Source organism: Lysinibacillus sp. FSL W8-0992, from assembly GCF_038008685.1.
Classification (GTDB): Bacteria; Bacillota; Bacilli; order Bacillales_A; family Planococcaceae; genus Lysinibacillus.
Map to the genome: position 1 here is coordinate 1,422,581 of NZ_JBBOZQ010000001.1, position 24,452 is coordinate 1,447,032.

At 37.3% G+C, this 24,452-nt stretch carries 23 protein-coding genes and 1 riboswitch; of the genes, 14 read left to right on the forward strand and 9 right to left on the reverse strand.

The features are described 5' to 3' along the window. The first annotated feature begins 25 nt into the window (after nt 1-25). From NSQ74_RS06850 to NSQ74_RS06870, 5 genes are all read left to right on the forward strand, one after another. Entirely contained in the window at nt 26-1,174 is a 1,149-nt protein-coding gene (locus NSQ74_RS06850) for a DEAD/DEAH box helicase (protein WP_340822296.1), read from the forward strand. Between the two features lies 1 nt (nt 1,175). Then, a complete protein-coding gene (locus NSQ74_RS06855; RefSeq protein WP_340822297.1) occupies nt 1,176-2,405 on the forward strand; it encodes an aminopeptidase in 1,230 nt (409 codons plus the stop codon). 32 nt (nt 2,406-2,437) lie between these two features. After that, the gene (locus NSQ74_RS06860; RefSeq protein ID WP_340822298.1) at nt 2,438-3,370 is read left to right on the forward strand and encodes an SGNH/GDSL hydrolase family protein; all 933 of its coding nucleotides are present in this window, start codon (nt 2,438-2,440) and stop codon (nt 3,368-3,370) included. Nucleotides 3,371-4,382: 1,012 nt separating this feature from the next. Next, nucleotides 4,383-5,540 (forward strand): exonuclease SbcCD subunit D, encoded by a 1,158-nt coding sequence (locus tag NSQ74_RS06865; RefSeq protein ID WP_340822300.1) that lies wholly within the window; start codon nt 4,383-4,385, stop codon nt 5,538-5,540. Beyond that, nucleotides 5,537-8,617 (forward strand): SMC family ATPase, encoded by a 3,081-nt coding sequence (locus NSQ74_RS06870; protein WP_340822302.1) that lies wholly within the window; start codon nt 5,537-5,539, stop codon nt 8,615-8,617. The genes NSQ74_RS06865 and NSQ74_RS06870 overlap by 4 nt, the downstream gene beginning before the upstream one ends. A 188-nt stretch (nt 8,618-8,805) precedes the next feature. On the opposite strand, the gene NSQ74_RS06875 is transcribed toward NSQ74_RS06870, so the two are convergent. After that, on the reverse strand, nt 8,806-8,928 hold the full coding sequence (locus tag NSQ74_RS06875) for a hypothetical protein (protein ID WP_255639590.1): 123 nt from the start codon (nt 8,926-8,928) through the stop codon (nt 8,806-8,808). Between the two features lie 28 nt (nt 8,929-8,956). Then, a complete protein-coding gene (locus tag NSQ74_RS06880; protein ID WP_340822305.1) occupies nt 8,957-9,289 on the reverse strand; it encodes a DUF4870 domain-containing protein in 333 nt (110 codons plus the stop codon). 128 nt (nt 9,290-9,417) lie between these two features. Further along, nucleotides 9,418-9,525: riboswitch (TPP riboswitch) on the forward strand. A gap of 121 nt (nt 9,526-9,646) precedes the next feature. Here NSQ74_RS06880 and thiT point away from each other — a divergent pair. After that, on the forward strand, nt 9,647-10,207 hold the full coding sequence (gene thiT / locus NSQ74_RS06885) for an energy-coupled thiamine transporter ThiT (protein WP_340822306.1): 561 nt from the start codon (nt 9,647-9,649) through the stop codon (nt 10,205-10,207). Between the two features lie 254 nt (nt 10,208-10,461). Continuing rightward, a complete protein-coding gene (gene map, locus NSQ74_RS06890) occupies nt 10,462-11,217 on the forward strand; it encodes a type I methionyl aminopeptidase (protein ID WP_340822308.1) in 756 nt (251 codons plus the stop codon). Nucleotides 11,218-11,264: 47 nt separating this feature from the next. Here the strand turns inward: map and NSQ74_RS06895 are convergent, their stop codons facing one another. Further along, entirely contained in the window at nt 11,265-11,978 is a 714-nt protein-coding gene (locus tag NSQ74_RS06895) for a hypothetical protein (RefSeq protein ID WP_340822310.1), read from the reverse strand. Between the two features lie 207 nt (nt 11,979-12,185). Between NSQ74_RS06895 and NSQ74_RS06900 the strand changes: the two genes are divergently transcribed. Beyond that, nucleotides 12,186-13,013, forward strand: a complete 828-nt coding sequence (locus NSQ74_RS06900; protein ID WP_340822311.1) for a polyphosphate kinase 2 family protein — start codon at nt 12,186-12,188, stop codon at nt 13,011-13,013. A 109-nt stretch (nt 13,014-13,122) separates the two neighbouring features. Then, nucleotides 13,123-13,710, forward strand: coding sequence for a GNAT family N-acetyltransferase (locus NSQ74_RS06905; RefSeq protein ID WP_340822312.1), 588 nt, complete (start codon nt 13,123-13,125; stop codon nt 13,708-13,710). Between the two features lie 302 nt (nt 13,711-14,012). Here the strand turns inward: NSQ74_RS06905 and NSQ74_RS06910 are convergent, their stop codons facing one another. Then, on the reverse strand, nt 14,013-14,762 hold the full coding sequence (locus NSQ74_RS06910; protein WP_340822314.1) for a class I SAM-dependent methyltransferase: 750 nt from the start codon (nt 14,760-14,762) through the stop codon (nt 14,013-14,015). Between the two features lie 141 nt (nt 14,763-14,903). Here NSQ74_RS06910 and NSQ74_RS06915 point away from each other — a divergent pair, with 141 nt between their 5' ends. After that, nucleotides 14,904-15,980, forward strand: coding sequence for a helix-turn-helix domain-containing protein (locus tag NSQ74_RS06915; protein ID WP_340822316.1), 1,077 nt, complete (start codon nt 14,904-14,906; stop codon nt 15,978-15,980). A gap of 115 nt (nt 15,981-16,095) precedes the next feature. On the opposite strand, the gene NSQ74_RS06920 is transcribed toward NSQ74_RS06915, so the two are convergent. The 3 genes from NSQ74_RS06920 to NSQ74_RS06930 form a co-directional block, all read right to left on the reverse strand. Continuing rightward, nucleotides 16,096-16,656 carry a beta-class carbonic anhydrase gene (locus NSQ74_RS06920; protein WP_340822317.1) on the reverse strand — a complete coding sequence of 187 codons (561 nt, stop codon included), beginning with the start codon at nt 16,654-16,656 and terminating at the stop codon, nt 16,096-16,098. A gap of 183 nt (nt 16,657-16,839) precedes the next feature. Next, nucleotides 16,840-16,974: a hypothetical protein gene (locus NSQ74_RS06925; RefSeq protein ID WP_340822319.1), complete on the reverse strand. Its 135-nt coding sequence runs from the start codon at nt 16,972-16,974 to the stop codon at nt 16,840-16,842. 142 nt (nt 16,975-17,116) lie between these two features. Next, nucleotides 17,117-18,352 (reverse strand): aminopeptidase, encoded by a 1,236-nt coding sequence (locus NSQ74_RS06930; RefSeq protein ID WP_340822321.1) that lies wholly within the window; start codon nt 18,350-18,352, stop codon nt 17,117-17,119. A gap of 198 nt (nt 18,353-18,550) precedes the next feature. Between NSQ74_RS06930 and motA the strand changes: the two genes are divergently transcribed. After that, nucleotides 18,551-19,354, forward strand: a complete 804-nt coding sequence (motA, locus tag NSQ74_RS06935; protein ID WP_340822322.1) for a flagellar motor stator protein MotA — start codon at nt 18,551-18,553, stop codon at nt 19,352-19,354. Then, nucleotides 19,338-20,114 carry a flagellar motor protein MotB gene (gene motB, locus NSQ74_RS06940; protein ID WP_340822323.1) on the forward strand — a complete coding sequence of 259 codons (777 nt, stop codon included), beginning with the start codon at nt 19,338-19,340 and terminating at the stop codon, nt 20,112-20,114. Before motA ends, motB begins: the two co-directional genes overlap by 17 nt. Before the next feature lie 66 nt (nt 20,115-20,180). Here motB and NSQ74_RS06945 read toward each other — a convergent pair whose 3' ends face one another. Continuing rightward, the gene (locus tag NSQ74_RS06945) at nt 20,181-20,402 is read right to left on the reverse strand and encodes a DUF1128 domain-containing protein (RefSeq protein ID WP_340822324.1); all 222 of its coding nucleotides are present in this window, start codon (nt 20,400-20,402) and stop codon (nt 20,181-20,183) included. A gap of 182 nt (nt 20,403-20,584) precedes the next feature. On the opposite strand from NSQ74_RS06945, the gene NSQ74_RS06950 reads away from it, so the two are divergent. Next, nucleotides 20,585-20,911 carry a YtxH domain-containing protein gene (locus NSQ74_RS06950; RefSeq protein ID WP_340822327.1) on the forward strand — a complete coding sequence of 109 codons (327 nt, stop codon included), beginning with the start codon at nt 20,585-20,587 and terminating at the stop codon, nt 20,909-20,911. 24 nt (nt 20,912-20,935) lie between these two features. Beyond that, the gene (locus NSQ74_RS06955) at nt 20,936-21,859 is read left to right on the forward strand and encodes a YihY/virulence factor BrkB family protein (RefSeq protein ID WP_340822329.1); all 924 of its coding nucleotides are present in this window, start codon (nt 20,936-20,938) and stop codon (nt 21,857-21,859) included. Nucleotides 21,860-22,320: 461 nt separating this feature from the next. On the opposite strand, the gene NSQ74_RS06960 is transcribed toward NSQ74_RS06955, so the two are convergent. Next, complete coding sequence (locus NSQ74_RS06960) at nt 22,321-24,225, reverse strand: heavy metal translocating P-type ATPase (RefSeq protein WP_340822331.1); 1,905 nt, start codon at nt 24,223-24,225, stop codon at nt 22,321-22,323. Nucleotides 24,226-24,452: the final 227 nt, after the last annotated feature.

Consider the following 24,452-nt stretch of genomic DNA (forward strand, 5'->3'; position numbering starts at 1 on the left):
GCAGGATAATAAGGTGGGAATTAACATGTCAGTAATAAATTTATTAAAAGAAGAATTACAAGCAAAATGGAACTTTGAAGAACCGATGAAAATTCAAGAAGAAATGATTCCAGCAATGCTTGAAGGCAAGGATATTGTAGCAGAATCACCAACAGGCTCAGGGAAAACATTGGCCTATGTGTTGCCTTTACTTAATAAAGTAAATGGATCGAAAAAGCAAACACAAGGTTTAATTGTTGCGCCATCTCAAGAATTAGCAATGCAAATCGTCGAGGTCATTCGTGAATGGACAGCGGGTACTGATATTACCGTACAACAACTTATTGGTGGTGCAAACTCTGCACGACAAATTGAGAAGTTAAAGAAAAAGCCAACCATCGTAGTTGGTACACCAGGTCGCTTAAATGAATTAGTGCGTTCGGGTAAATTAAAGTTAAAAGAAATTGAAACAGTTATTTTAGATGAATGTGATCAGCTACTAAGCCGCGAGTATCGCGTTGTGGTGAAATCATTTATCGAAGGGTCAGCGTTCGGTCGCCAAGTAGTTGTTGTTTCTGCCACAATTACTGAGGAAATTGAATTAGTTGCAAGCCGTATGATGTTTGAGCCATTACGCTTTAAAATTAAACCTGAGGATATGGTGAAGTTTGGTAAAGTCGTGCATTCGTTCTTGAAAGTAGAAGAACGTGATAAAACAGACTTCCTACGTCGACTATCACATACAGAAGGCTTACGTGCCCTTGCTTTTGTCAATAATATCGATCAATTGTTAATGAAAGAAACGAAGCTACAATATCGTTCAGCACCAATTGTGACATTACATTCTGACATGAAAAAGGAAGAACGTAAAAAAGCTTTAGATGCATTCCGTAAAGGAGATGCGCGTGTTTTAATTGCCACAGATATTGCGGCGCGTGGTTTAGATATTGCTGGTTTAACACATGTTATTCATGTCGATGTTCCACGTACAATTGAACAGTATTTGCATCGCTCTGGTCGTACAGGTCGTGCAGGTGCAGATGGTGAAGTACTAACATTGTTATCATACCATGATGAAAAAACGTATAAAAAGTGGACACGTGAAATTCCAGGCAAACCAGTGCAGAAGGTATGGCATGATGGCAAGCTCGTAGAAGGTAATTCAAAAACAATTGGACAAAAGCGAGGGAACTAATATGACATTTGAAGAAAAATTACAGGCATATGCAGAACTAGCGGTTAAGGTTGGTGTCAATATTCAACAAGGGCAATACTTATTAGTGAATACATCAGTGGAAGCTTTAGACTTTGCTCGTCTAGTGGTGAAGGAGGCATACAAAGCTGGAGCTGGTCGTGTTCATGTTAATTTTTCAGATGATGAAATGGACCGTGCTTATTTCGAGCATGCGTCTGTTGAGGAATTTAATCGTTTTCCAGAATGGGTTGTTAAAATGCGTGATGAGCTAATCGAACGCAAAGGGGCATTATTATGGATAGATGCGGCGGATCCAGATAAATTAACTGGTATTCCAGCAGACCGTTTAGCAACACATCAAAAGGTATCAGGCGCAGCATTGAAAAACTATCGTAATGCAGTCATGAAGGATTTAATTGCATGGACTATCGTCGCAGTACCTTCAGAAAAGTGGGCAGGAAAAGTATTCCCGAATTTAGAAGTTGAAAAACAAGTACCAGCTCTTTGGGAAGCCATCTTTAAAACGGTGCACATTGGTGAGGGGAACGCTGTTGAAAACTGGCGTACACATGTTGCAAATTTAGAATCGCGCGCTGCATTACTGAACAATAAAAAGTATGCAAAACTTCATTATACTGCACCAGGTACTGACTTAACGATCGCATTAGCACCTCAGCATAAATGGCTTACAGGTGGCAGTAAAACTCCTGATGATACTATTTTCATCGCTAATATGCCGACGGAAGAAGTTTATACGTTGCCAATGAAGCAAGGTGTAAATGGCTATGTTAGTAATACAAAGCCATTAGTTTACCAAGGCAATATTATTGATGGCTTTAAGCTTACATTTGAAGAAGGAAAAATTGTTGATGCGAAAGCGCAAGTTGGGCAAGACCTTTTACAAGAGTTAATTGCAGTCGATGAGGGTTCATGTTATTTAGGAGAGGTAGCACTTGTCCCGCATGAGTCCCCAATCTCGGCTTCAGAAATATTATATTTCAATACATTATTCGATGAGAATGCTTCAAACCATTTAGCTATCGGCGAAGCTTATCCAACTTGTTTAGAAGGTGGAAGAGATTTAGAAAATGGTCAACTTGAAGCGTTAGGGGCGAATATTTCAGTTACACATGAGGACTTTATGATTGGTAGTGGCGAAATGGATATTGACGGTATTTTACCAGATGGTACTGTGGAGCCGATTTTCCGTAAAGGTAGCTGGGCTTTTTAATAGACTAACGTAAATAAATGTGAGGTGAGCAGATGAAACGACTATTGAGCCTAGTAAGTATAACGGTGCTTTCGTTGACACTTGGTGTTTCATCTGCTTTTGCACGTGCTGAAAATTATGTAGCACTTGGTGATTCATTAGCAGCTGGTCAAACACCGTATCAGGAAATTGATGCAGGCTATAGTGATTTTATCGCGATGCGTTTAGGGAAGATGGGACAACTGAGTCACTATACAAAAGAACTCGCTTTCCCAGGCTTCACAACAGCGGACGTTTTAGAGCGGGTAAAATCAGAAGAGGCAAGTGAGGTATTAGCAAACGCATCACTTATTACGATTTCAGCAGGCGCCAATGATTTACTGCGTCTTGTGCAGGTCAACCCAATGGCTGGTACGTTAGCATTTTCGCAGCTTCAGGTAGACTACGCTTTAAATATAGCCCGAAAAAATATGGCAGAGATGTTAGCAGAGTTAAAATTACGTGCACCCAATGCAAAAGTGTACGTCATGGGTTATTATTTTGCCTATCCAAATGTGCATGCAACACAAAAAGAGGGAACGAATGCACAGCTCATGAAGTTAAATACGATTTTAGAGCAACAAGCTGAGCAGGCAGGGATGACTTACATTAATGTCTATGATGCTTTCGGATTGCAAGCTACACAGTTCTTACCAAATGTTGCAGATGTCCATCCTAATTTTGAAGGCTATCGTCAAATGGCGAATGCCTTTTTAAAATCTTATAGTGGTAGTGATATGTTAGCAATCTCTACATCAGAATTACCAAAGCCTAATCCAATGACATTTCAAGAAATATTACAGAAACAAGCAGAGTCCAAGAAAAGATCAGTAGAAGCAAAACAGGAGAAAGTTTCAACCGTCAGAAACATTCAAGGCTTTATTGGCTATGCTACTTTCATTGAAAAAGCCAGAGCCAATCAGCGCTTGCAACTACAACGAATCTAGGACATGAAAGATCCAAAAAGCTGTAAAGTAAAAAAGTATGCTAAGTAAATGAACTGCTTCCTAATTAGTGGCAATTCAAGTAACTTAGCATACTTTTTTATTGTAGTGACAGGCACCGAAACAATTCTGAATTTTATGTGTGACAGGCACCAAAACAATTCTGAAATTTGCTAGTAGGGCGTTTCTAATATCTAAGTAAAAATCCACGAAGACTCCTGCGGGAACAGCACAAGTTGTAAGACGCAACAGTCCGCGCGACAGCGAGGGTTGCGGCTTACACTGTGCCCGCGGAAAGCGAAGTGGATTTTTACGAAATAGAAGACTGAAACATTGCTAGGTGCCTGTGCTTAGTGCAGTAATGAGTGACAGGCACTAAAACAATTCTGAAATTTGCTAGTAGGGCGTTTCTAATATCTAAGTAAAAATCCACGAAAACTCCTGCGGGAACAGCACAAGTTGTAAGACGCAACAGTCCGCGCGACAGCGAGGGTTGCGGCTTACACTGTGCCCGCGGAAAGCGAAGTGGATTTTTACGAAATAGAAGACTGAAACATTGCTAGGTGCCTGTGTCGAGTGCTGTAATGAGTGACAGGCACTAAAACAATTAGTTGTAAGACGCAACAGTCCGCGCGACAGCGAGGGTTGCGGCTTACACTGTGCCCGCGGAAAGCGAAGTGGATTTTTACGAAATAGAAGGTTGAAACATTGCAAGGTGCCCGTGCCGAGTGCTGTAATGAGTGCCAGTCACTCAAACAATTCTGAAATGCGCGACAGCGAGGGTTGCGGCTTACACTGTGCCCGCGGAAAGCGAAGTGGATTTTTACGAAATAGAAGACTGAAACATTGCTAGGAGCCCGTGCCGAGTGCTGTAACAAGTGACAGGCACAGAAACAAGTACAGGCACAGAAACAATTGAGGCTTTTTCCATATAAAAGATGTTGTCTTAAAGCAAGAATATAGTTAAATGCATGATAAAATAAAATAAATGAAAAAGACAGGAGGCGCAAATACAATGAAATTATTTCATACAGCCGATTGGCATTTAGGCAAGCTTGTACAAGGGATGTATATGACTGAAGATCAACACTATATTTTACAGCAATTTATGCAAGCCATCGATAAAGAAAAACCGGATGCAATTATTGTAGCAGGAGATTTATATGATCGCTCAATGCCACCTGTAGAGGCCGTTAATTTACTGAATGATGTTTTAGCAGAAATTGTATTGGAGAAGAAAATTCCTGTGTTAGCGGTCGCCGGCAATCATGATAGTGCAGGTCGATTGAATTTTGGTAGTCGTGTAATGCGTGATAGTGGATTACATATAGTAGGTCAGTTCACAAAAGAGCATTCACCTATTGTACTAACAGACGAATTCGGTGAGGTCCATTTTCATCTTGTGCCGTTTGCAGAGCCAGCTTCAGTCCGTACTATGTTAGAAGATGATACGATTCAAACACATCAAGATGCAATGCAAAAAATTATCGCACATATCAAACAAACGATGGATACAACAAAGCGTAATGTTTTTATTGGACATGCCTTTGTGACGAAATACGGCTATGAAGAAGAAAACACGAGTGATTCAGAGCGTCCACTATCTATCGGTGGGTCTGATTGTGTGGATGCAGCGCTATTTAAACATTTCAACTATACGGCACTGGGGCATCTCCATAAAGCCCATTTTGTATTGAATGAATCGATTCGATATGCGGGTTCTCCCTTAAAATATTCGTTGTCTGAACATTTACATGAAAAAGGCTTTTTAATTGTAGAACTAGATGCAAGTGGAAACGTAGACGTCACTAAACAAAAACTTGTGCCAAGACGTGATCTACGAGTGGTAGAGGGCTCGATGGACGATTTATTAAAACTACCACCATGTGAAGATTATGTTTTCGTACGTTTAACAGACGCCACACCAGTCGCTTCACCGATGGAGCGAATTCGTACAGTATTTCCTCATGCGATGCATATTGAACGAAAAGCGTCACGAATGCAAGAAAACCATGAAGTACAAGCAATTGAAATGGAAAAAGTAGAGGATATTGATTTATTTCGAGGATTTTATGCTGATATTTTGGGTGAACAGCCTGACTCAGAAACTGAACGTTTATTTATAGAAATGTTACAGGAATTATTAGAAGAGGAACGGGAGGCAGTTCGATGAAACCACTCAAGTTAACTATTACTGCTTTCGGTCCTTACAAACATACAGAAATTATTGATTTCCAACAGCTTGGTGAATATCGGTTATTTGCTATATCAGGAAAAACAGGTGCTGGTAAAACGACTATTTTTGATGCCATTTGTTATGCACTTTATGGATCAGGAAGCGGAGAAGATCGTCAGGATACAGCGATGCTTCGAAGCGGTTTTGCTGCAGATGATGTTTACACTTCAGTGGAATTGGTTTTTGAAATGAGAGGTAAAGTTTATCAAATTGTACGTCAGCCGGGCCATATTAAAGCAAAAAATAAAAGTGTTACAGGAAAAAAAGTCGAGTTAGCAGAAATGAAGGATGGTAAATTTGACTTTAGTATTGTGGAAAAACAGCAAACAAATGAAGTAGATAAAAAGTTGTTGGAGATTATAGGACTAACAAAAGATCAATTTAGTCAAATTGTAATGTTGCCACAAGGAGAGTTTCGCAAACTTTTAACTTCAGATTCAACCAATAAAGAAGTGATTTTACGTAAGATTTTTAAAACGGATCGTTTCAGTGCAATGACAAAAAAGCTAGATCTAAAAAGAAAAGAAGCAGAAAAGGATTTAGAACGTGCCCAGCAATTAAAAGAGCATTTACTTGGGCAGATTGCAGGCGTTTTACCACACAGATCATCAACACTATTTACTTGTATAAGCAATAATACCGACAATATGCATCAGCTAAAAAATGCCCTTGAAGAGGAGCAATTCTTTTATAGTGCTAGTATACGAACGGAACAAATGCGCTATGAAGAAGCTTATGCAAATCATCAAAAAGAACAAGAATATTACAGTATGGCAAAGGCGCTCAATGAACAATTCGATCAACAGGCACAACGACAAGCACGTTTGCAATTGTTGATGCAACAACGAGAAAAGTATACAGCTATGGAACAGGAAATACAGTTAGCAGAGCAAGCAAATCGTCTCATTATGCTTGAACAACAGTGTGTAGATTTACGGACAGAGCAAAATCGAAAAGAACAACTTTATCAGCAAGCTACAATTAATCACCAAAATGCAGTAGAACAACTGAAGAAATCGCAACAATTGTATACAGAGGAAGAAGCAAAAGAGCCTGAGCGTCAGCAAATATTGCAACGCGAAATAGAGCTATTAGCATTAGTGCCGAAATTTGAGGCATTTGAAAGTAATCAGCAGCAATTAGAAATAACAGAACAGCTTGTCGAAAGTTCCAAGCGTGCAGTAGCTGATAATCTTCATATTTTAGAAAAAGAACAAATGCAAGTTCGACAATTAACAGCAACGATTGAGCAATATGAAAAACAGATGGAACCATATGCAGGCTATTTAGAACAGCTTCCATTACTGAAAGAGCAAGTAACACTATTAGCTCAAATTGAAAAATATGAGCGAGCGATTGAAGTAGCTGAGCAAGCTGTTACAAATGCACATCAACAATACAAAGAAAGTAAGCAAGCACTGCAAACAAAAGAGCAACAATGGATTACCGGTCAGGCAAGTATATTAGCAGCTAAGTTAAAGGACGGAGATCCATGTCCAGTTTGCGGTAGCACAACACATCAACTAACACATAGAGAACCGTTAGAAGTAGTAGATGAAGCGGAGCTAGAATCTTTACGAGCGATGACCAATGCAATTGAGCGTAAATATTTGGAACAAGAGGCGACGTTAAAATCGACTAAAAAACTGCTTCAAGAGGCAATTGAACAAGTAGATGCTTATCATATTTCAATAGCTGATCGATTAGAACTGACAACTTCTTTACACGCTATTGAACAACAAGTGACTGTTTTAAAAATAGTGAATGACCAACTGTCCGTCGCGCGAGCTAAGCTAAAAGGGCAACACGAAAAAAATGAACAGCTACAACAGAAACAATTACAATTAGAGCAACATTTTGCAGAGCAATCGAAAGAGTTAATAAAACAGCAAGCGATTGTAGAAGAACAGCAAAAGCAAATACCCGAACATGTACAGTCATTACGAGCTTTAAAACAAACGATTGCAGATGTGGGATCGCAAAAAATGGCGTTACAGTCAGCTTGGAACGCAATACAACAAAACTTACAAACGACTAAGGAAGCAACAAATAAAGCATCAATGGCAGAAGAACTAGCTAAAACCGCATATGAGGAATTGCTAAATAAACTGAATGACAAGCGTGAACAGTTTTTAGTAAGCATGAAAGATGTTGGTTTTACAACGTATGAAGACTATGCTTCTGCAAAGCGTAGCGTTAGTCAAATTGATGATTTACGTAAAGCATGTCGTGACTATGCCTTACAACTACATTCCTTACAGCAACAAATGGAGGATGGAGCAAAGCATCTTGAAGGAAAAGAAAAGCAAAATCTAACAGTATTAGAAGAAAAGCTTGAGATGCTCCGTGCCACATATGAAGAAGCATTTAAAACCTTACAACAAACGCAAAGCTATGCAAAGGCATGTGCTGACTTTATTGTTAAAGTAGAGGAAACGGCAAAGGAAATCCGTGTCCTTGAAAAAGAAGCAGGTCGTGTAAAAGAGCTTTACACAGTGTTGAATGGTCAAAATCCGAAAAAACTTTCCTTTGAGCGGTATATTCAAATTAATTATTTAGATAAAATCACTGCGGCAGCAAATATTCGTTTATTCCATTTATCGAATGGACAGTTTGAACTGCGTCGTTCCGATCGGTTAGAGAAACATGCGAAGCAAAGTGGGCTTGGGTTGGATGTCTATGATGCGTATACAGATCAATTAAGAGATGTCAAAACATTATCAGGTGGGGAGAAATTTAATGCATCATTAAGTCTTGCATTAGGTATGGCCGATGTAATTCAAAGCTTCCAAGGTAATATTCGTATTGAAACAATGTTTATTGACGAGGGCTTCGGTTCATTGGATGAGGAAGCGTTAAATAAAGCGATTGATACGCTAATTGATTTACAAGACTCTGGAAGAATGATTGGTGTTATTTCACATGTAGCCGAATTAAAGGCTGCTATGCCGGCAGTATTACACGTTGAAAAAACGCTGAGCGGACATAGTACAACACATTTTGAAGTAAAATAAGTGCCAGTCACTCAAACAATTCTGAATTCTTAGGGCACTGGGAGTAGGGTTAGACCACAAAAGAGTGCCAGTCACTCAAACAATTTATGTATAACAAAGTAAAAACCTACGAAGCCTCCTGCGGCTTACAGATTGTTGCGCCGCAGGAAAGCGAAGTGGGTTTTTACGTTATAGGAGCCCATTGGCTATTATTTTTTGTGTGTCGTTACGTTTGGAGTTGTTCCTTTTTTTGCTGCGACCACTTTTTTGACAATCGGAATAACGATGGGCGCTAATTTTATAGCAGTTTTAACTACTTTCGATACTTTCATGAATACGACAGCTCCTTAGTACTAAATTTTAACGAATAACTCGTACAGCTTGGACAATATTCCAAATGACAATGCCTAATGAAACGAGTAAATAAATACCAAAAGATACAAACCATATGATAATAAATGTATTCCCATTAGACGAAGGATCAAACGTGTTTAATGACATAGTAGAAAATATAAAGACGATAAAGAAAATGATACCAAAGACAAACGGTATTAAATGAGAAATAAGTGCTTTGATGGAGTGTCTCTTGACATCGCTATCTTTTGACACGAAATAAACGATTAACGGAACGATAAATGGTGCAAAAAAAATACTGAGATAACTAAAGGCAGATAAAATTTTTGGATTCTCCATAGTAGTCCCTCCTTTTTAATTATTTACGCATAGAAAACTCGAAAGTTTCAAAAAAATTAATGTTGAAAAGGTTGTAATTGCAAAAGTGTTTGCGTACAATGAGGGTGTTCAACAAAAAAATTAGATGTAACGACCACAAGGGGAGCTGATGATGTCAGCTGAGACTGGGCACGTAATGCCTTTACTCTTCGAACCTGTAAGTTAACGCTTGCGTAGGGATGTGGATAGAAACCGACACTTTTACGATGTGAGGCTCTGTCCTGGCATCGTTTTTTTATGCCGGATTGACATGCATATCAAAATGATTTCTATTCCTGCTCTTGTATCCTACATCGGAACAAAGGAGAGAATAATAATATGGACAAAAAAAGATTACTCATGCTGGTGGAAATTGCAATTTTCGCAGCGGTAGGACTTGTACTCGATCAAGTTTCCTTTAAAGTATGGGCACAAGGTGGCTCGGTAAGCTTAGTAATGGTACCAATCATCTTAATAGCATTTCGTTGGGGTCTCTTGTCAGGGCTCACAACCGGGCTATTGATTGGTGTTATGCAAACAATGTTTGGTGCTTATATTGTGCACTGGCTTCAAGGATTACTAGATTACGGGGTAGCCTTTACCGTAGTAGGTTTAGCGGCAATCGTTCGTGAACCTGTATTAAAAGCGGCAACAGCTTTAAATAAAAAGAAAATGGCCGTTTATATTGTCATTGGTACGTTGTTAGCTGGATTCCTACGTTATCTTGCGCACACATTTGCAGGTGCAGTATTCTTTGCAGAGTATGCAGGCGAGCAAAACGCATGGATTTATTCAATCATTTACAATGGAACATACATGCTTCCAGCAACAATTTTAACAGCCATTGTTGCTGTGCTATTATTTACAGCTGCGCCACAATTAATGCAGCGAAAATCTTAAACACTATAAGACTGTCCTAAAAGAGAAAATAGTATGCTAAGTGTTACTTAGTATGCTATTTTTTTTATCATCCAAGGTTTCCACGTTATTTGGTCAATATTTTTTAGTCGAAGAACTTCAAAAAAGGCCTAATTATTATTTGCATGGTACTTATGAAATAATGTTAGCATAGAATAATTAAAGCGTTTGGCGTTATGGACATATAAAGTTATGTTATATTAATGAATAGATATTAGATGAAAGGGACGTTAAAAATGATTGTAAAAACGCAAGAAGAAATTGAAGCCTTTAAAAAAATTGGTCGCATTTGTGCAGAAATTCGTGAGGCAATGAAGGAAGCTACAAAACCGGGTGTGACAACACTTGAATTAGATGAAATTGCAGGCCGCATGTTTGCTGAAGCAGGAGCTATTTCTGGTCCTAAAGGAGAATATGATTTCCCAGGATACACTTGTATTAGTGTCAATGAGGAAGTTGCCCATGGTATTCCAGGACAACGTGTTATACAAGAAGGGGATATTGTAAATATTGACGTATCCGGTTCACTAAATGGCTATTTTGCAGATACAGGTATTTCATTTGTAGTAGGGGAAGGTTACGAGGATAAAGAAAAACTTTGTCACGTAGCAAAAAGTGCCTTTGATCGCGCTATGACAAAAGTAAAAGCAGGTTCTAAATTAAACCAAATTGGGAAAGCTGTAGAGCGTGAAGCTTATGCAAATGATTTAACTGTTATTATGAATTTAACAGGTCATGGATTAGGTCGTTCATTACATGATGAGCCAAACCATATTTTAAATTATTACGATGCTTGGGATTCAACAATTATGAAAGAAGGTATGGTGCTAGCAGTTGAGCCGTTTATTTCTGCGAAAGCAGAACATATCGTTGAAGCTGGTGATGGCTGGACATTTATTACACCTGACAAATCATTAGTTGCCCAAATTGAGCATTCAATTATTGTTACAAAAGATAAACCAATCATTTTAACTTCATTAGATGAAGCATAAAATAGCCAAGTGATAAACAAGGCTAAATGAAAAACCTGCTTACCGATTTATTTTCGGTGAGCAGGTTTTTTTTTGACAAATCGGATACCAACGATTAGGACGCCACATAAAAATAGAGCCGCTGTCGTCACAAGTAATTCATCAAGGTGGTTATGGAATGCAATGCCAATATAAGCCCATATAAACACGCTAGGATAAACAATATCGAAATGATAATAGCGAATATGTAAGGCGATGGCTACACCGATTGACAGTAAAATAACTGCCCAAAGTGGGTTGCTAAGTCCAAAACCATGCCATTCATAAGATGTTAGCGTAAAACTTGCATTTGTCATCATGATAAATGTAGACCAGGCAAAATAAATTGAAATGGGCAGACGGCCAGTTAAAGCATTATTTGTATGCGGATAAGTATTGTAAAGGATAAACAAGTACAATACTAAAATTACAGAACAACAGAAAAATACGATGAATAATTCATAATGCCAAAATAAAATAGAGAGCGCCTGTAAAATGCATACATTGCTAAAGAGAACAGTCTGTTTAATAGATGTCTTTTGAAAATTCATAACTAACCAATATGCGAGTAAAATGTAAATTAATATCCATATCATATAACTAATATTAATAGGTGCAAACATTACGGGAAAACGATTTGAGATTTCTAACGAAGATTGACCATTTATTTTTATGAAATAGGATGAAAAGGTTAGGATGAGTGAGACAATAAAGGTTATTGTCATTAAAATAAACTTAGGCAAGGATTCCTCTCCCTTCGTGTTAAATTGTATAGGGAAAAGACAAATAAGTATATGACTGTCACATAATATCTATTTTATTATAGCGGAAAACCCTTACAATGTATCATATGAATTTGCATTAAAAAATCTACATTTTACCATTTGAATATGCATCCAAATATTTCTTTAGTACAATAGAAATAACCAATTTGAAGGAGTGGAATTTTTATGGCTCAAAATCTTAAAAATCTTGACCTATCGATTGAACTAGATAAAAAATTATATAAAAAGAAATTAAAAGTACTTCAATACGAAATGTTAAATGCACAGCAATTTTTACTAAACAATAAAATCGGACTTATTTTAGTATTTGAAGGAATGGATGCAGCAGGTAAGGGTGGGGCCATTAAACGTCTAATTGAACGTGTAGACCCACGAGGTTACATAGTCCATCCAATTTCAGCTCCACAGCCTCACGAACTACGCTATAACTATTTGCAACGCTTTTGGAGAAAGTTACCGCAACATGGACAAATCGCTATATTCGATCGTTCTTGGTATGGAAGAGTGCTAGTAGAGCGTATTGAAGGATTTGCAAAAAAAGATGAATGGTCTCGTGCTTATGAAGAGATTAACAACTTTGAAAAGATATTAACTGCTGGAGACTACATTATTATAAAATTTTGGTTACATGTGTCAGATGAAGAGCAGTTAAAGCGTTTTAATGAGCGAGCGCAGGATCCGTATAAATCATGGAAGTTAACAGATGAAGACTGGAGAAATCGTGAGAAAACACCTGAGTATATAGAAGCGGCAAATGAAATGTTTGCAAAAACAGATAAGAAAAATGCTCCTTGGATTTTGGTGGCAGGAGACGATAAAAAACATGCACGAGTACAAGTGTTACAAGAAACACTTGCACATATTGAACGCGAGGCACAAAAAAGAGGTCTACATCTATCGAATGTTTTAGATAAGTCCCATATAGAAGACGCTGAATCATCAAGTATTGAATTACAAATACATTCTAAAAAACAAGTAAAAACAAGTAAATAAATAGACCGATGCTGTGATAACAAGACAAGACTGTTTTAGTTGTAGCAGCATCTTTTTTTACATACAATGAATATGTATTTACATTTATCGGAAGGCTTGTGGGGGAGAAATGGTGCTTAAAATTTGGAATTTATTAAGGAAAAAGGGTGGAAATGTGGTCTCGATTCAGGGGGGAAAATGCTACGTTCGCACATTCCAAGAAAAAGATGCACAAAGCTTAATGGGTCTTGTAAGTCGAAATAAATATTTTTGGTCTACATATGAGCCGTTACAGCGTCCTGAATACTATACAGTTGATGCTCAATATAAAAAAATTCAAGAAAGTTTATATTTAATGAACTCGAAGAGGGAATATACATTTGGTATATATGAGCTAGGTACAAATAATTTAATAGGGCACATTTCGTTGTACGCTATCAAACGTTTACCGTATTCAAGTGCATTTGTTGGCTACGCAATGGATGAAATCTATGTTGGAAAAGGGATTGTTTCAGAAGCTGTAGAATTAGTTGTCCAATTTGCCTTTGAACAAATAGGATTACACCGTGTGGAGGCTTATGTATCAACTGAAAATAACGCATCTATCCGCGTCTTAGAAAAATCAGGTTTTCAACGAGAAGGCTTGTTAAGAAAATTATTGTACATCAATGGCCAATGGGTAGATCACTATATGTATGCCCGCTTAGAGCCATCATGATGAATAGGCTATAAGCTATTAAAAAGTGCAAATGTGGCAATGGTAAAAGAGATAAAGTGTTAGATTGACTACAATCAATTTAACACTTTTTTGCAATGCCGTTGTTGTCCGCTACGGCGGGCGCTTTCCGCGGGCACACCGTAAGCCGCAACCCTCGCTACGCGCGGATCGTTGCGTCTTACGTTTTGTGCGTTCCCGCAGGAGTCGCCACCTCCGCTACCAACAACTAGTGCTCACTCTTTATAAAATTTTAAAGTTTTGTCCCACCCACATTTTTTAGATGTTCATTTAGCATCGAACAGTCATTTAACAGCTTCAAACGTTATGACTTGATTTCGATTTGTTGGGTATTGCTGATAGCAATAGTCTGCTGAAATGACGATATCTCTAAATCCAATTTGCATTAAAAGCCTTTTAAATTCATTGATTCCATACCATTTCAAAGTAAAAATTTCAAATTCGCTTTCGATACATTTACCATCTTTCCATTTATCGTAGCGATGATGCGAAGTAGTTGTTTGTTTAATATAATTTACTTCAGATTGTGTTACTTGTAATGTAATTAATTCGCCTTGATTGTTTGTAAACGTTCGATAGTGTGAGCTCCCTTCACTAAAATCAGGTTGCAAAAATAAATCTACTATTAATCGCCCATTTGATTCTAGATGATGGTGAAAATTAGTTAGTATTTGAAAAGCCTTGTCATCGTCTTCAATTAATAAAAATGTTCCTGCTGGGATAATAATTGCTTCATATTGTTGTTCTGACTGAAAGGTCTCCATATTGGCTAGAAAGATGTTTGCTTCTTTATTTGCCATCTTTAAATTGTCTCGGCAGTACGCTAACATTTCTTCGGAAAGATCGAAACCTTCAATTGCCAATCCTTGCTCAAGTAATGGAATTAAAATACGACCCGTTCCAACAGCTGGCTCTAATATTTTTCCTTTCACATGTGAAAGTCTTTGGCTATAGTATTCAACATCACCAAACGAACTGCCAATTGGTTTATCAATATTATAAACTTCTGCTGAAATAGAATGATAAGTTTGCATATGTTCCTCCAACTAAATTATTATTTTTTCTATTTATAGTATTATTATACATAATTTAGTTAATTATTTTTAAAAAAACACAAGAAATATCATATAAAAGATATGGATGCTACTTATAATTTTATTTGGGGGGTGAAATAAATGGATGAACAGATACAATTTATGATTGAGTGGATTGAAGGTAAATTAAAAAATCAATTTTCATTAAATGAGCTTTCTAATTTCATGGGATACTCCCCTTATTATTGCTCTTTTAAATTTCACCAAGTAACAGGTATAAGTATTCGACGGTATATTCATCTTAGAAGGTTGTATTTATCTACAGAAGATTTGGCGAAAAACAGAAAGATAATTGACATCGCCTTTGAGTACGATTATTCCTCACAGGAAGCATATAGCAGAGCTTTTAAAACTGTTTTTGGTATTAGTCCGAAAGAATATCAACTTAGCAAGTTGCCTGTTCAGTCAATTGTTAAACTTACTATGAATAAAGACGGGGAATGGTATGGAATGAATATCAATCAAAAAGTTGAGGTAGAGCGGTTACAAAATACGAAAAGCGAATTATTTGAGAGGGACGTACTTAACATTTTGAACGGACAAATAATGTATGAGGAATTTAAGCATAATAGACTAATGGGGGATTCCGATTACGCTCCTTTTAATGAAGCTATGTGTGTAAACGCCACTACTAAACAAGTTTTTAATAAAGCATTTATAAACAAACGAGCTGACGGACATCGTAATTCTGTAGAGAATTATATGCAGAAGGTAATTGCACCATTAGAGGGTCTTTTTCACAAAGAGTATAAATGTATTGTTTTATGGTTTGGTGAAGACATGTTTTGTCAAATGAACCTTCTTACTATACTGTCTTATCTTGAACAGTCAGGCTATGAGGGGAAAGTGTTCTTAAATAGTTTCAGGGAGGATGAGTTTAAAGTTAATCAAACTGAACTTTCATTAGGACATTATGATGCTGTATACAACGAAGTATTGGTCAACCACAATAAGGCGACTAACGAAGTACTACCCGTAATGTATCAGGCAATCAACATATACTTAGATATGCTAAACGAAGATAATGCAGTAGTAAAATTTATTGCTAAAAATAAAGACATGCCAACAACAGAATTATTGAAGCAATTATTTGCTCTATTTCCGACAGTAGGCTATGGTGATACACAATACGTAGAGCTTATAAATAAAATTAAATAGGGCAAAAAAAATGTGTCTATCATTCGATCTTTCGATACGATAGACACATTTTTTTATTGAATGATTGTTTGCCAATAGAATAGTGAGCTACAAAAAGCTCATTTAATTTTGTATATTATTTGCTACCATCGTCGATTAAATCAAGTCGACCAGTATTCGGATCAATTACTAAACCATGAACAGGTACAGTTTGTACCATTAGGGGGTGATTACGAATCGTATCAACGCTTTTCTTAACGCTAGTCGCTACGTCGCCGAAACCACGTAAAAAGTCTTTTAAATCAATACCCGAGTATTCCATCATCTTAATAGTTTCTGGTTTAATACCTCGGTTAACCATTTTGCTAAGCATTGCATCTGGATCAACTGCGCTCATACCACAGTCATAATGTCCAACTACATACACCTCATCAGCTTGTAGTTCATAAACAGCAACAAGTAAACTACGCATTACTGCACCAAATGGGTGACTTACTAAAGCACCAGCACTTTTTACAATTTTTACGTCGCCGTTTCTTAAGTTCATCGCTTTTGGTAATAGTTCTACAAGGCGAGTGTCCATACAAGATAAAACAACGATACGCTTGTCTGGGTACTTAGTTGTAATAAAAGGCTCATATTTTTTTTCTTGAACGAAATCTTCATTAAACTTTAAAATATCATTTAACATTGTCATGAAATTTTGCTCCCTTCCCTACAGAAATATTTTAGAGCAAAAAAGTAAATATGCAAATAATAATAACAATATTCATGCAATTTTATGAAAAAAAAAAGAAGTTTGCATAGTTAATTAGCGAACTATAAGGCAATTTTATATATGCAAAAAAACAGCTACGTAAAGTAGCTGTTTTTAATATGATTAAAATTTTTCTTTTGGTTGTGGGTCTATAGTTACTGAAGATTTAGTATCTAAACCAACTTGTAGGTAGTGGATGAAGAATCCTGTAGAAATTAATAATACGGCTGAAAAGCCAAGTACAGTTGTGATGAACATAATAAAAGCTCCTCTCTACTTAAATAATCTACTATAAGAACTATACTAATTATACAATAGGTTGCTAGGAAAATGTAAGGATAATTTATGACATCCATAAGATACCTAGACTAGAATAATATTAATAAGACTGACTATTTTCTTAAAAGGCCCAGTTACCATTGCGGAAAATCGGTTCAATTTGACCATCAGCTGCAATGCCATCAATATCCATATTTGCTGAGCCAATCATAAAGTCAACATGCGTTAAACTTTGATTCAGACCATGTTTTAGTAGTTCCTCTGAAGACATTTCTTTGCCGCCATCAATACAAAATGCATAGGCATTACCTATTGCTAAATGGTTAGAAGCATTTTCATCGAATAATGTATTGTAAAATAATAACCCTGATTGCGAGATAGGTGATTGATGTGGAACAAGTGCTATTTCCCCAAGGTAATGAGCACCTTCGTCTGTTGCTACAAGCGACGCTAAAATTTCTTGCCCCTGTTCAGCCTTTATATCGACAATACGGCCATCTTTAAAAGTTAATTTAAAGTTATCAATTATATTTCCGCCATAGCTTAAAGGCTTCGTACTTGATACATAGCCATTAGCACCAGTCTTTAGCGGTGCTGTGAAAACTTCCTCAGTTGGCATATTCGCCATAAATGTCTGTCCTTGTGTATTGACACTACTACCACCTGTCCATACATGTTTTTCTGGTAATTCAATTGTTAAGTCTGTTCCTGGAGCTGTATAGCGAAGGGATTTATATTGTTTCCCATTTAAGTAGTCAGCTTTGTTATGTAGCTGTAAATCGTGTGCTTCCCATGCACTTACAGGATATTCTTGATCTGTGCGTGTTGCTGCAAAAATTGCTTCCCATAATGCATCAACTTGTTGTTCTTCTGGTAGATGTGGAAATACTTTAGCTGCCCAAGGTTTAGAAGGAGCAGCGATAACTGTCCAGCTAAATTTGTCTGCCTGCATCATATTATAATAATTTACAAGTGCTTTACCTGAGGCTTTTTGGAAAGTCATAATTTTTTCGTGATCTATATCCTTTAAAAGGTCAGGATTTTGTGAAACGATACTTAAAAAGGCAGCACCTTGCTCAGCTAGCCATTCACGTTCTTGAATTTTCCATGGTGGGAAGAAATCAAATGAGTCTTTTGGAGCTTTTTCATAGCGTGTACGAACAAGTCTATCATCCGATAAATCGACAAAAACCTGTTTTGCACCATTTTCATAGGCAATTTTAGTAATTATTTCTGCTAATTTTAAGTTATCCGTCGAACAACTCATATAAAGGTATTGATTTTTCTGGATATTTACACCTATTTTCACAGCTAATTCGGCATATCTTAGTAATTTTGTGTTAAATGATAATAACAAATTCTTAACCCCTCTCCATTAAAGACAATTTAGTGTATTATTCTTAATTCAATATAATCAAATATGGTCGAAATGTGAATAAAAAGCATTTATTTCATCGAAAAATTAGTGAAATACATTTATACTATATAATATCTTTATTTAAAATATGGAAAATTGGACGAAAATAAGTAAGATAGAAGATTTGGAGGTTCGAGAATGGATTTATCGTCAGTAGTAGGGGTAATTTTAGCGTTTATCGCCCTGTTAACAGGGATGGTGTTAAAAGGTGTAAATTTAAGTGCCTTTTATAACCCAGCGGCTATTTTAATTATCATCTTCGGTACAATATCTGCTGTAACAATTGCCTTCCCAATGAAGGAATTAAAGCGGGTGCCAAAGCTGTTTAAAATTCTTTTTAAAGAAACAAAACTAGCGGATGATATTGAAATCATTAAGATGTTTTCACAATGGGCCGATTTAGCTCGACGTGAAGGTTTGTTAGCGTTAGAAAGTAAGGCTTCAGAAATTGAAGATCCATTTTTGAAAAACGGTCTTACATTAGCAATTGATGGTCAAAACGCAGATTATATTCGTGACGTATTAACGGAAGAAGTAGAGGCGATGGAAGACCGACATACAAGTGGCGCAGCCATTTTTACACAAGCAGGTACATATGCCCCGACATTAGGGGTACTCGGTGCGGTAGTAGGCTTAATCGCAGCGTTAGCAGATATGAACGATATTGATAAGTTAGGACATGCCATTTCAGCTGCTTTCATGGCAACATTATTAGGTATCTTTACAGGTTACGTATTATGGCATCCATTTGCTAACAAGTTAAAACGTAAATCAGCAGTTGAAGTGAAGCAAAAACGTATGATGATTGAAGGAATCCTTTCTGTATTAGAAGGAGAAGCTCCACGTGTAATTGAACAAAAATTATCTTCTTATTTAACGATGGAAGAGCGTCGTCAAATTTCGGGTGAAAGCGGGGCGGGCGGCCTTGGCAAAGAAAGCTAAGAAAAAGAAGCATGAAGAGCATGTTGATGAGTCTTGGTTAGTACCGTATGCAGATATTTTAACGTTATTACTAGCGTTATTTATCGTACTTTTTGCATCCAGTTCAGTTGACCAAGAAAAGTTAGATCGTATGTCAGCAGTATTTAATCAGGTTTTTGACGGTGGTACGAGCTTTTTAGAACAGCCATCGCCAATGCCAACGCCTGATGCAAATAATGACCAAACACCGCAACAGCCACAGCAAAACTCAGCGTATTTAAAGGATCAACAGGAGTTAGCTGAAATTAAAGATAGTGTAGATAATTTTATCGCAGTAAATGAGATGGAAGGTCAGTTCGCAACTGAAATGACTGATGAGGGATTGCTAGTAACAATTCGAGATAGCATCTTGTTCGACCCAGGGAGAGCAACTATTAAGCCTGAGTATAATGCAATAGCTAAGGAACTTGCAGGCGTATTAGTATCCGATCCTGCTCGTAGTATTGTCATTACTGGTCATACCGATAACGTGCCTCAAACAGGTCCTGAATTTGCTTCAAACTGGGAATTATCGGTTATGCGTGCAGTGAACTTCTTGAAAATTTTAGTGGATAGTAACTCAAATCTTGATCCGGTTTATTTTAGTGCAAAAGGATATGGTGAGTATAAAGCCATCGCACCAAATAATACGGCTGAAGGTCGCGCAAAAAATCGTCGTGTGGAAGTGTTAATTCAACCACTTGTTGCCGAAGACGGTTCTGTAGCGAAAAACACTCAGTAATAAAAGAAATGCTATTAGCAATAGACTCGTCGTCCTTGCTAATAGCTTTTTTAGTGCGCTGAACATTTATTTACGTAAAGATCCTAATTCGGCAACGATAGCCTGCATTTCACTCGGGCTAAATGTATCACGTTTCATAACCATTTCGTACAGATAGACTAAATCTTCATAATTTGCTTCATCAAAATTCTCAGATTTCATAGCATCTACATTTACCATGCGGAGCTTATCTTTCATTTGGTCGACCATATAAATAACGTTTTCTTTTGACGGTACTGATAAATCCATTCAATTAAACCTACCTTTCATAATCCTAGCCAATATCATTTCATTGAATAAAAAAAATGTCAATACTGTAATTGGGCGTTGCTTTAAAAATGCACTGTTATTGGGTAGAATAAGGGCAGTAAGCTGTTTAGTTATTTTTAAAAATGGGAATACACATTAAACAAGCAGGGGGTAAATAAAATATGGGACAAAGTAAATTATTAGCATCTATCGTCGTAGGCGCAGCTGTAGGGGCTGCAATAAGCATGTTTGATCGTACTACACGAGAAAAAACAGTCGCTACAACAAAAAGAATGAAAGAAGCGGTATCTTATTACGCATCAAACCGAAGTGAACTGCAAGACCTAATTGAAGAAAAGGTGTTAGCAGCAAAAGTACTTTGCGATAGTGTGTCAGAAAATGTAAACACGCTAGCCGAGAAAGTTGATGAGTTTAAAGAATTGCCTTCTACAATTCAAGGGATGATTAGCGATACTAAATCAGCCTTCTCTTCGCCAGATAAAGAATAAGCTGTAGTAAAAGGAGGGGATTAAATGGAAAAGAGAAAAGCATCCATACATTCAACGATTGGTGAGGTTAAGTCGTTTTTCTCACCAAATGAAGATGCGGTAGATGTGATGACATCGAAAGGCTTTATCCAAGATTTAATGCTTCGCATACAACGCGTTGAAATATCAGCTCTTGGGGCACAACTTGCTTATTTCTTTTTACTTTCTTTCTTCCCCCTATTAATTTTCCTTGTTACCCTATTGCCATATTTAAACTTAGAGACAACGCAAGTGTACTCGTTTTTAGTCAATCTAATGCCAGATGAAGTATATAGGCTTATTGAAAGTACATTAAATGAAGTATTAACAAATCGCAATAGTAGTTTATTATCCATCGGGGTACTAGGGACAATATGGTCTGCTTCAAAAGGAATAAATGCGTTAATAAGAGCTCTAAATAAAGCGTACGATACGGAAGGTAGAGTAGGCTTTATAGACAGAGGGCTCTCACTTGTATTTACTATAGCTTTAGTTATTGTAATTGCAGTAGCTCTTCTATTACCTGTCTTTGGACAGCAAATTGGGCATTTTTTGTTTTCAATTGTTAGCATTGAAGATGAGTTTGAGTCTCTTTGGCGTAATATTCGTTGGTCAATGCCGCCATTACTTATCTTTTTACTGTTGATGGCAATTTATTGGTTAGTACCGAATACAAGCCCACGATTGAAAATAATGGGTGTATGGCCAGGGGCAATATTTTCTACGCTTGCATGGCTCGTTGTGACATATGGTTTTTCTTTTTATATAAGTAACTTTGGAAATTATTCTGCTACATACGGTAGTATTGGTGGCGTTATTATTTTAATGCTATGGCTGTATTTTACAGGGATGATAATAATTTTTGGTGGTGTGTTAAATGCCACAATGCAAAAAAGAGCCTTGCAAAAAGCTGAAGGTGCTATTAAATAACTTTAGAAAAAGGGTGGTCTCAATTGGAGACCACCCTTCAGTCTTTTTACAGTTAAATGCCGTTGATTTTTGCGGGCATAATATCGACTCTTAAAACGAAAAAATCCACTACGCTTTCCGCGGGCACAGTGTAAGCCGCAACCCTCGCAGTCGCGCGGTTTGTTGCGTCTTACTTTGCGTGCGTTCCCGCAGGAGTCTAAGTGGATTTTTGCTTTTAAAAATTCAGAATTGTTTGAGTGCCTGGCACTTCTCTTAGATTACCGGCTCCTAAAGCGTAAAAATCCACTACGCTTTCCGCGGGCACACACGTAAGCCGCAACCCTCGCAGTCGCGTGGTTTGTTGCGTCTTACTTTGCGTGCGTTCCCGCAGGGGTCTACGTGGATTTTTGCTTTGTTAAAAATTCAGAATTGTTTGAGTGCCTGGCACTTCTCATAAATACCAGTTTGAGACCACCCTTTTTTTATACATTTTTATTAAGCATTCGTAAGCCGTTTAATATTACAAGAATTGTACTACCTTCATGCCCGATGACACCTAGTGGTAAATCAACAGCTTGTAAAAAGTTAGAGGCAATTAGCAAAACAATGATACCGATAGAGAAGAAGATGTTTTGTTTGACGATTCGTTGCATTTTGCGAGATAGGCGTACTGCATATGCAATTTTAGATAAGTCATTTTTCATTAACACAACGTCTGCTGTTTCCAAAGCAACATCAGTACCTTCTCCCATTGCAATCCCAGTAGTAGCTGTAGCTAATGCAGGTGCGTCATTAATGCCATCGCCAACCATCCCTACAAAGTTATGTTGATTAAGTAGGCGTTTCATTTCCGTAACTTTTGTTTCGGGAAGACACTCTGCCACGTATTCAGTAACGCCAGCTTCTTTCGCAATAACTTTTGCTGTTTTATCATTATCACCAGTAAGCATGACGACATCTATACCTAATTCTTTTAATAATGTGACGGCTTTCTTTGCCTCATCACGAACTGTATCTTTTAACGCAGCAAGTGCAACAATGCCTTCTTTGTCACGCATGAAAATTACCGTTTTACCTTCTGAGGTAAGCTTCGCTAATGCGTTATTTGCAAAAGCATTGGCTTCATCCTCTCCTACAAAATCGGGTTTACCGATAAGGTACTCTGTTTCATTAACGTAGCCCTTCATGCCCCAACCAGGGATATCTTCTATTGTTGCTTGCGCAAACTGTGAAATATGTTGCGCTTTTGCGTAGCTTGTAATTGCTTGGGCTAATGGGTGATTTGACTGTGCTTCAATGCCTGCAAGAAGAGCTAATGCTTCTTGTTGATCTAAGCCTTCACGTACAATAAACTCTGTAACGACTGGTTTTCCTTGTGTAAGAGTACCTGTTTTATCGACAGCTAATGCACGTAAAACACTTAGATGCTCTAAATGCAAGCCACCTTTAAATAACACCCCATTTTTAGCGCCATTTGAAATAGTTGCTAATGTTGCAGGCATTATGGATGCAACGAGTGCACAAGGGGAGGCAACAACTAGGAGCACCATTGCTCGATAAAATGTAGTCGTCCAATCCCAACCGAGTAAAAAGTGGGGAAGGAACATCATAAGCGCTACAGATAATAATACAAACTTTACATATGTGCCTTCGAATTTTTCGATGAATTGTTGAGAAGGCGATTTTTCGCTTTGAGCACTTTGTACAAGCATAATAATTTTTTGGAATAGTGTTTCGGAATTTGGTTTCGTCATTTCCATCGTAATTGCACCATTTAAATTAACCGTTCCTGCAAATACTTCGTCACCTTCAAATTTAGCAATAGGTAGCGGCTCACCACTAATCGCTGATTCATCAATAGACGACTGTCCTTTAAAGATAATACCGTCTGCTGGAACACGTTCACCTGGTTTAATAAGTAAATGATCGCCAATTTTTAATGTGGAGACAGCAACCTTCATCGGTTCAAATCCACCACGTACTAGCCAAGCCTCTTCAGGTTGTAAATTCATAAGAGCAGAAATTTCGCGATGACTTTTGTTCATAGCATATGTTTCAAGAGCACCACTGACAGCGAAGATAAAAATAAGAATTGCGCCTTCTGTCCAATAGCCAATGGCAGCTGAGCCGACTGCAGCTAATATCATAAGTAATTCTACATTCAATTTTTTTTCTTCTAGTGTTTCTTCAATACCTTCTTTTGCTTTGGCAAATCCTCCGACACAAAAAGCAACAACATATAAGAGAATAGAAGCTGTTGTTTGATCATTTGTATCTAAACGCCATGCAAGTAAAATAAATAATCCAGCCATAACAGCAGCAATCAGTTCAGCATGTCTCTTTGTATTCTCAATTAGACTTACATTTTCTCGATTAGTATATTCCATCAATATCCCCCCTGATAATGAAAATCAATATCAAAACCCTTATATAATAAGGAAGTATAAACATTCTTGTAGTTGATAATCACTTTCATTTACATCTTTTCTAATTTAGAATTATTATAACAAAGGTTTTTGGAAAATGAAAGCAATAACTTTTAGAGGAAATGGTCTAGGAAAGTAATCAATTAAATATAATAATGTGTTCAAGAAACTGATTGTTGATTTTTCTA

Excerpts from the sequence above, each read along its gene's own strand:
- NSQ74_RS06875 (WP_255639590.1), bottom strand. The coding sequence starts at position 8,928 with ATGAAAGTATCGAAAGTAGTTAAAACTGCTATAAAATTAGCGCCCATC.
- NSQ74_RS06955 (WP_340822329.1), top strand. The coding sequence starts at position 20,936 with ATGGAAAAGAGAAAAGCATCCATACATTCAACGATTGGTGAGGTTAAG.
- NSQ74_RS06860 (WP_340822298.1), top strand. The coding sequence starts at position 2,438 with ATGAAACGACTATTGAGCCTAGTAAGTATAACGGTGCTTTCGTTGACA.
- NSQ74_RS06915 (WP_340822316.1), top strand. The coding sequence starts at position 14,904 with ATGGATGAACAGATACAATTTATGATTGAGTGGATTGAAGGTAAATTA.
- NSQ74_RS06865 (WP_340822300.1), top strand. The coding sequence starts at position 4,383 with ATGAAATTATTTCATACAGCCGATTGGCATTTAGGCAAGCTTGTACAA.
- motA (WP_340822322.1), top strand. The coding sequence starts at position 18,551 with ATGGATTTATCGTCAGTAGTAGGGGTAATTTTAGCGTTTATCGCCCTG.
- NSQ74_RS06960 (WP_340822331.1), bottom strand. The coding sequence starts at position 24,225 with ATGGAATATACTAATCGAGAAAATGTAAGTCTAATTGAGAATACAAAG.
- NSQ74_RS06920 (WP_340822317.1), bottom strand. The coding sequence starts at position 16,656 with ATGACAATGTTAAATGATATTTTAAAGTTTAATGAAGATTTCGTTCAA.
- NSQ74_RS06880 (WP_340822305.1), bottom strand. The coding sequence starts at position 9,289 with ATGGAGAATCCAAAAATTTTATCTGCCTTTAGTTATCTCAGTATTTTT.
- thiT (WP_340822306.1), top strand. The coding sequence starts at position 9,647 with ATGGACAAAAAAAGATTACTCATGCTGGTGGAAATTGCAATTTTCGCA.
- NSQ74_RS06945 (WP_340822324.1), bottom strand. The coding sequence starts at position 20,402 with ATGGATTTATCAGTACCGTCAAAAGAAAACGTTATTTATATGGTCGAC.
- NSQ74_RS06950 (WP_340822327.1), top strand. The coding sequence starts at position 20,585 with ATGGGACAAAGTAAATTATTAGCATCTATCGTCGTAGGCGCAGCTGTA.
- map (WP_340822308.1), top strand. The coding sequence starts at position 10,462 with ATGATTGTAAAAACGCAAGAAGAAATTGAAGCCTTTAAAAAAATTGGT.
- NSQ74_RS06925 (WP_340822319.1), bottom strand. The coding sequence starts at position 16,974 with ATGTTCATCACAACTGTACTTGGCTTTTCAGCCGTATTATTAATTTCT.
- NSQ74_RS06870 (WP_340822302.1), top strand. The coding sequence starts at position 5,537 with ATGAAACCACTCAAGTTAACTATTACTGCTTTCGGTCCTTACAAACAT.
- NSQ74_RS06855 (WP_340822297.1), top strand. The coding sequence starts at position 1,176 with ATGACATTTGAAGAAAAATTACAGGCATATGCAGAACTAGCGGTTAAG.
- NSQ74_RS06905 (WP_340822312.1), top strand. The coding sequence starts at position 13,123 with ATGGTGCTTAAAATTTGGAATTTATTAAGGAAAAAGGGTGGAAATGTG.
- NSQ74_RS06900 (WP_340822311.1), top strand. The coding sequence starts at position 12,186 with ATGGCTCAAAATCTTAAAAATCTTGACCTATCGATTGAACTAGATAAA.
- NSQ74_RS06910 (WP_340822314.1), bottom strand. The coding sequence starts at position 14,762 with ATGCAAACTTATCATTCTATTTCAGCAGAAGTTTATAATATTGATAAA.
- NSQ74_RS06850 (WP_340822296.1), top strand. The coding sequence starts at position 26 with ATGTCAGTAATAAATTTATTAAAAGAAGAATTACAAGCAAAATGGAAC.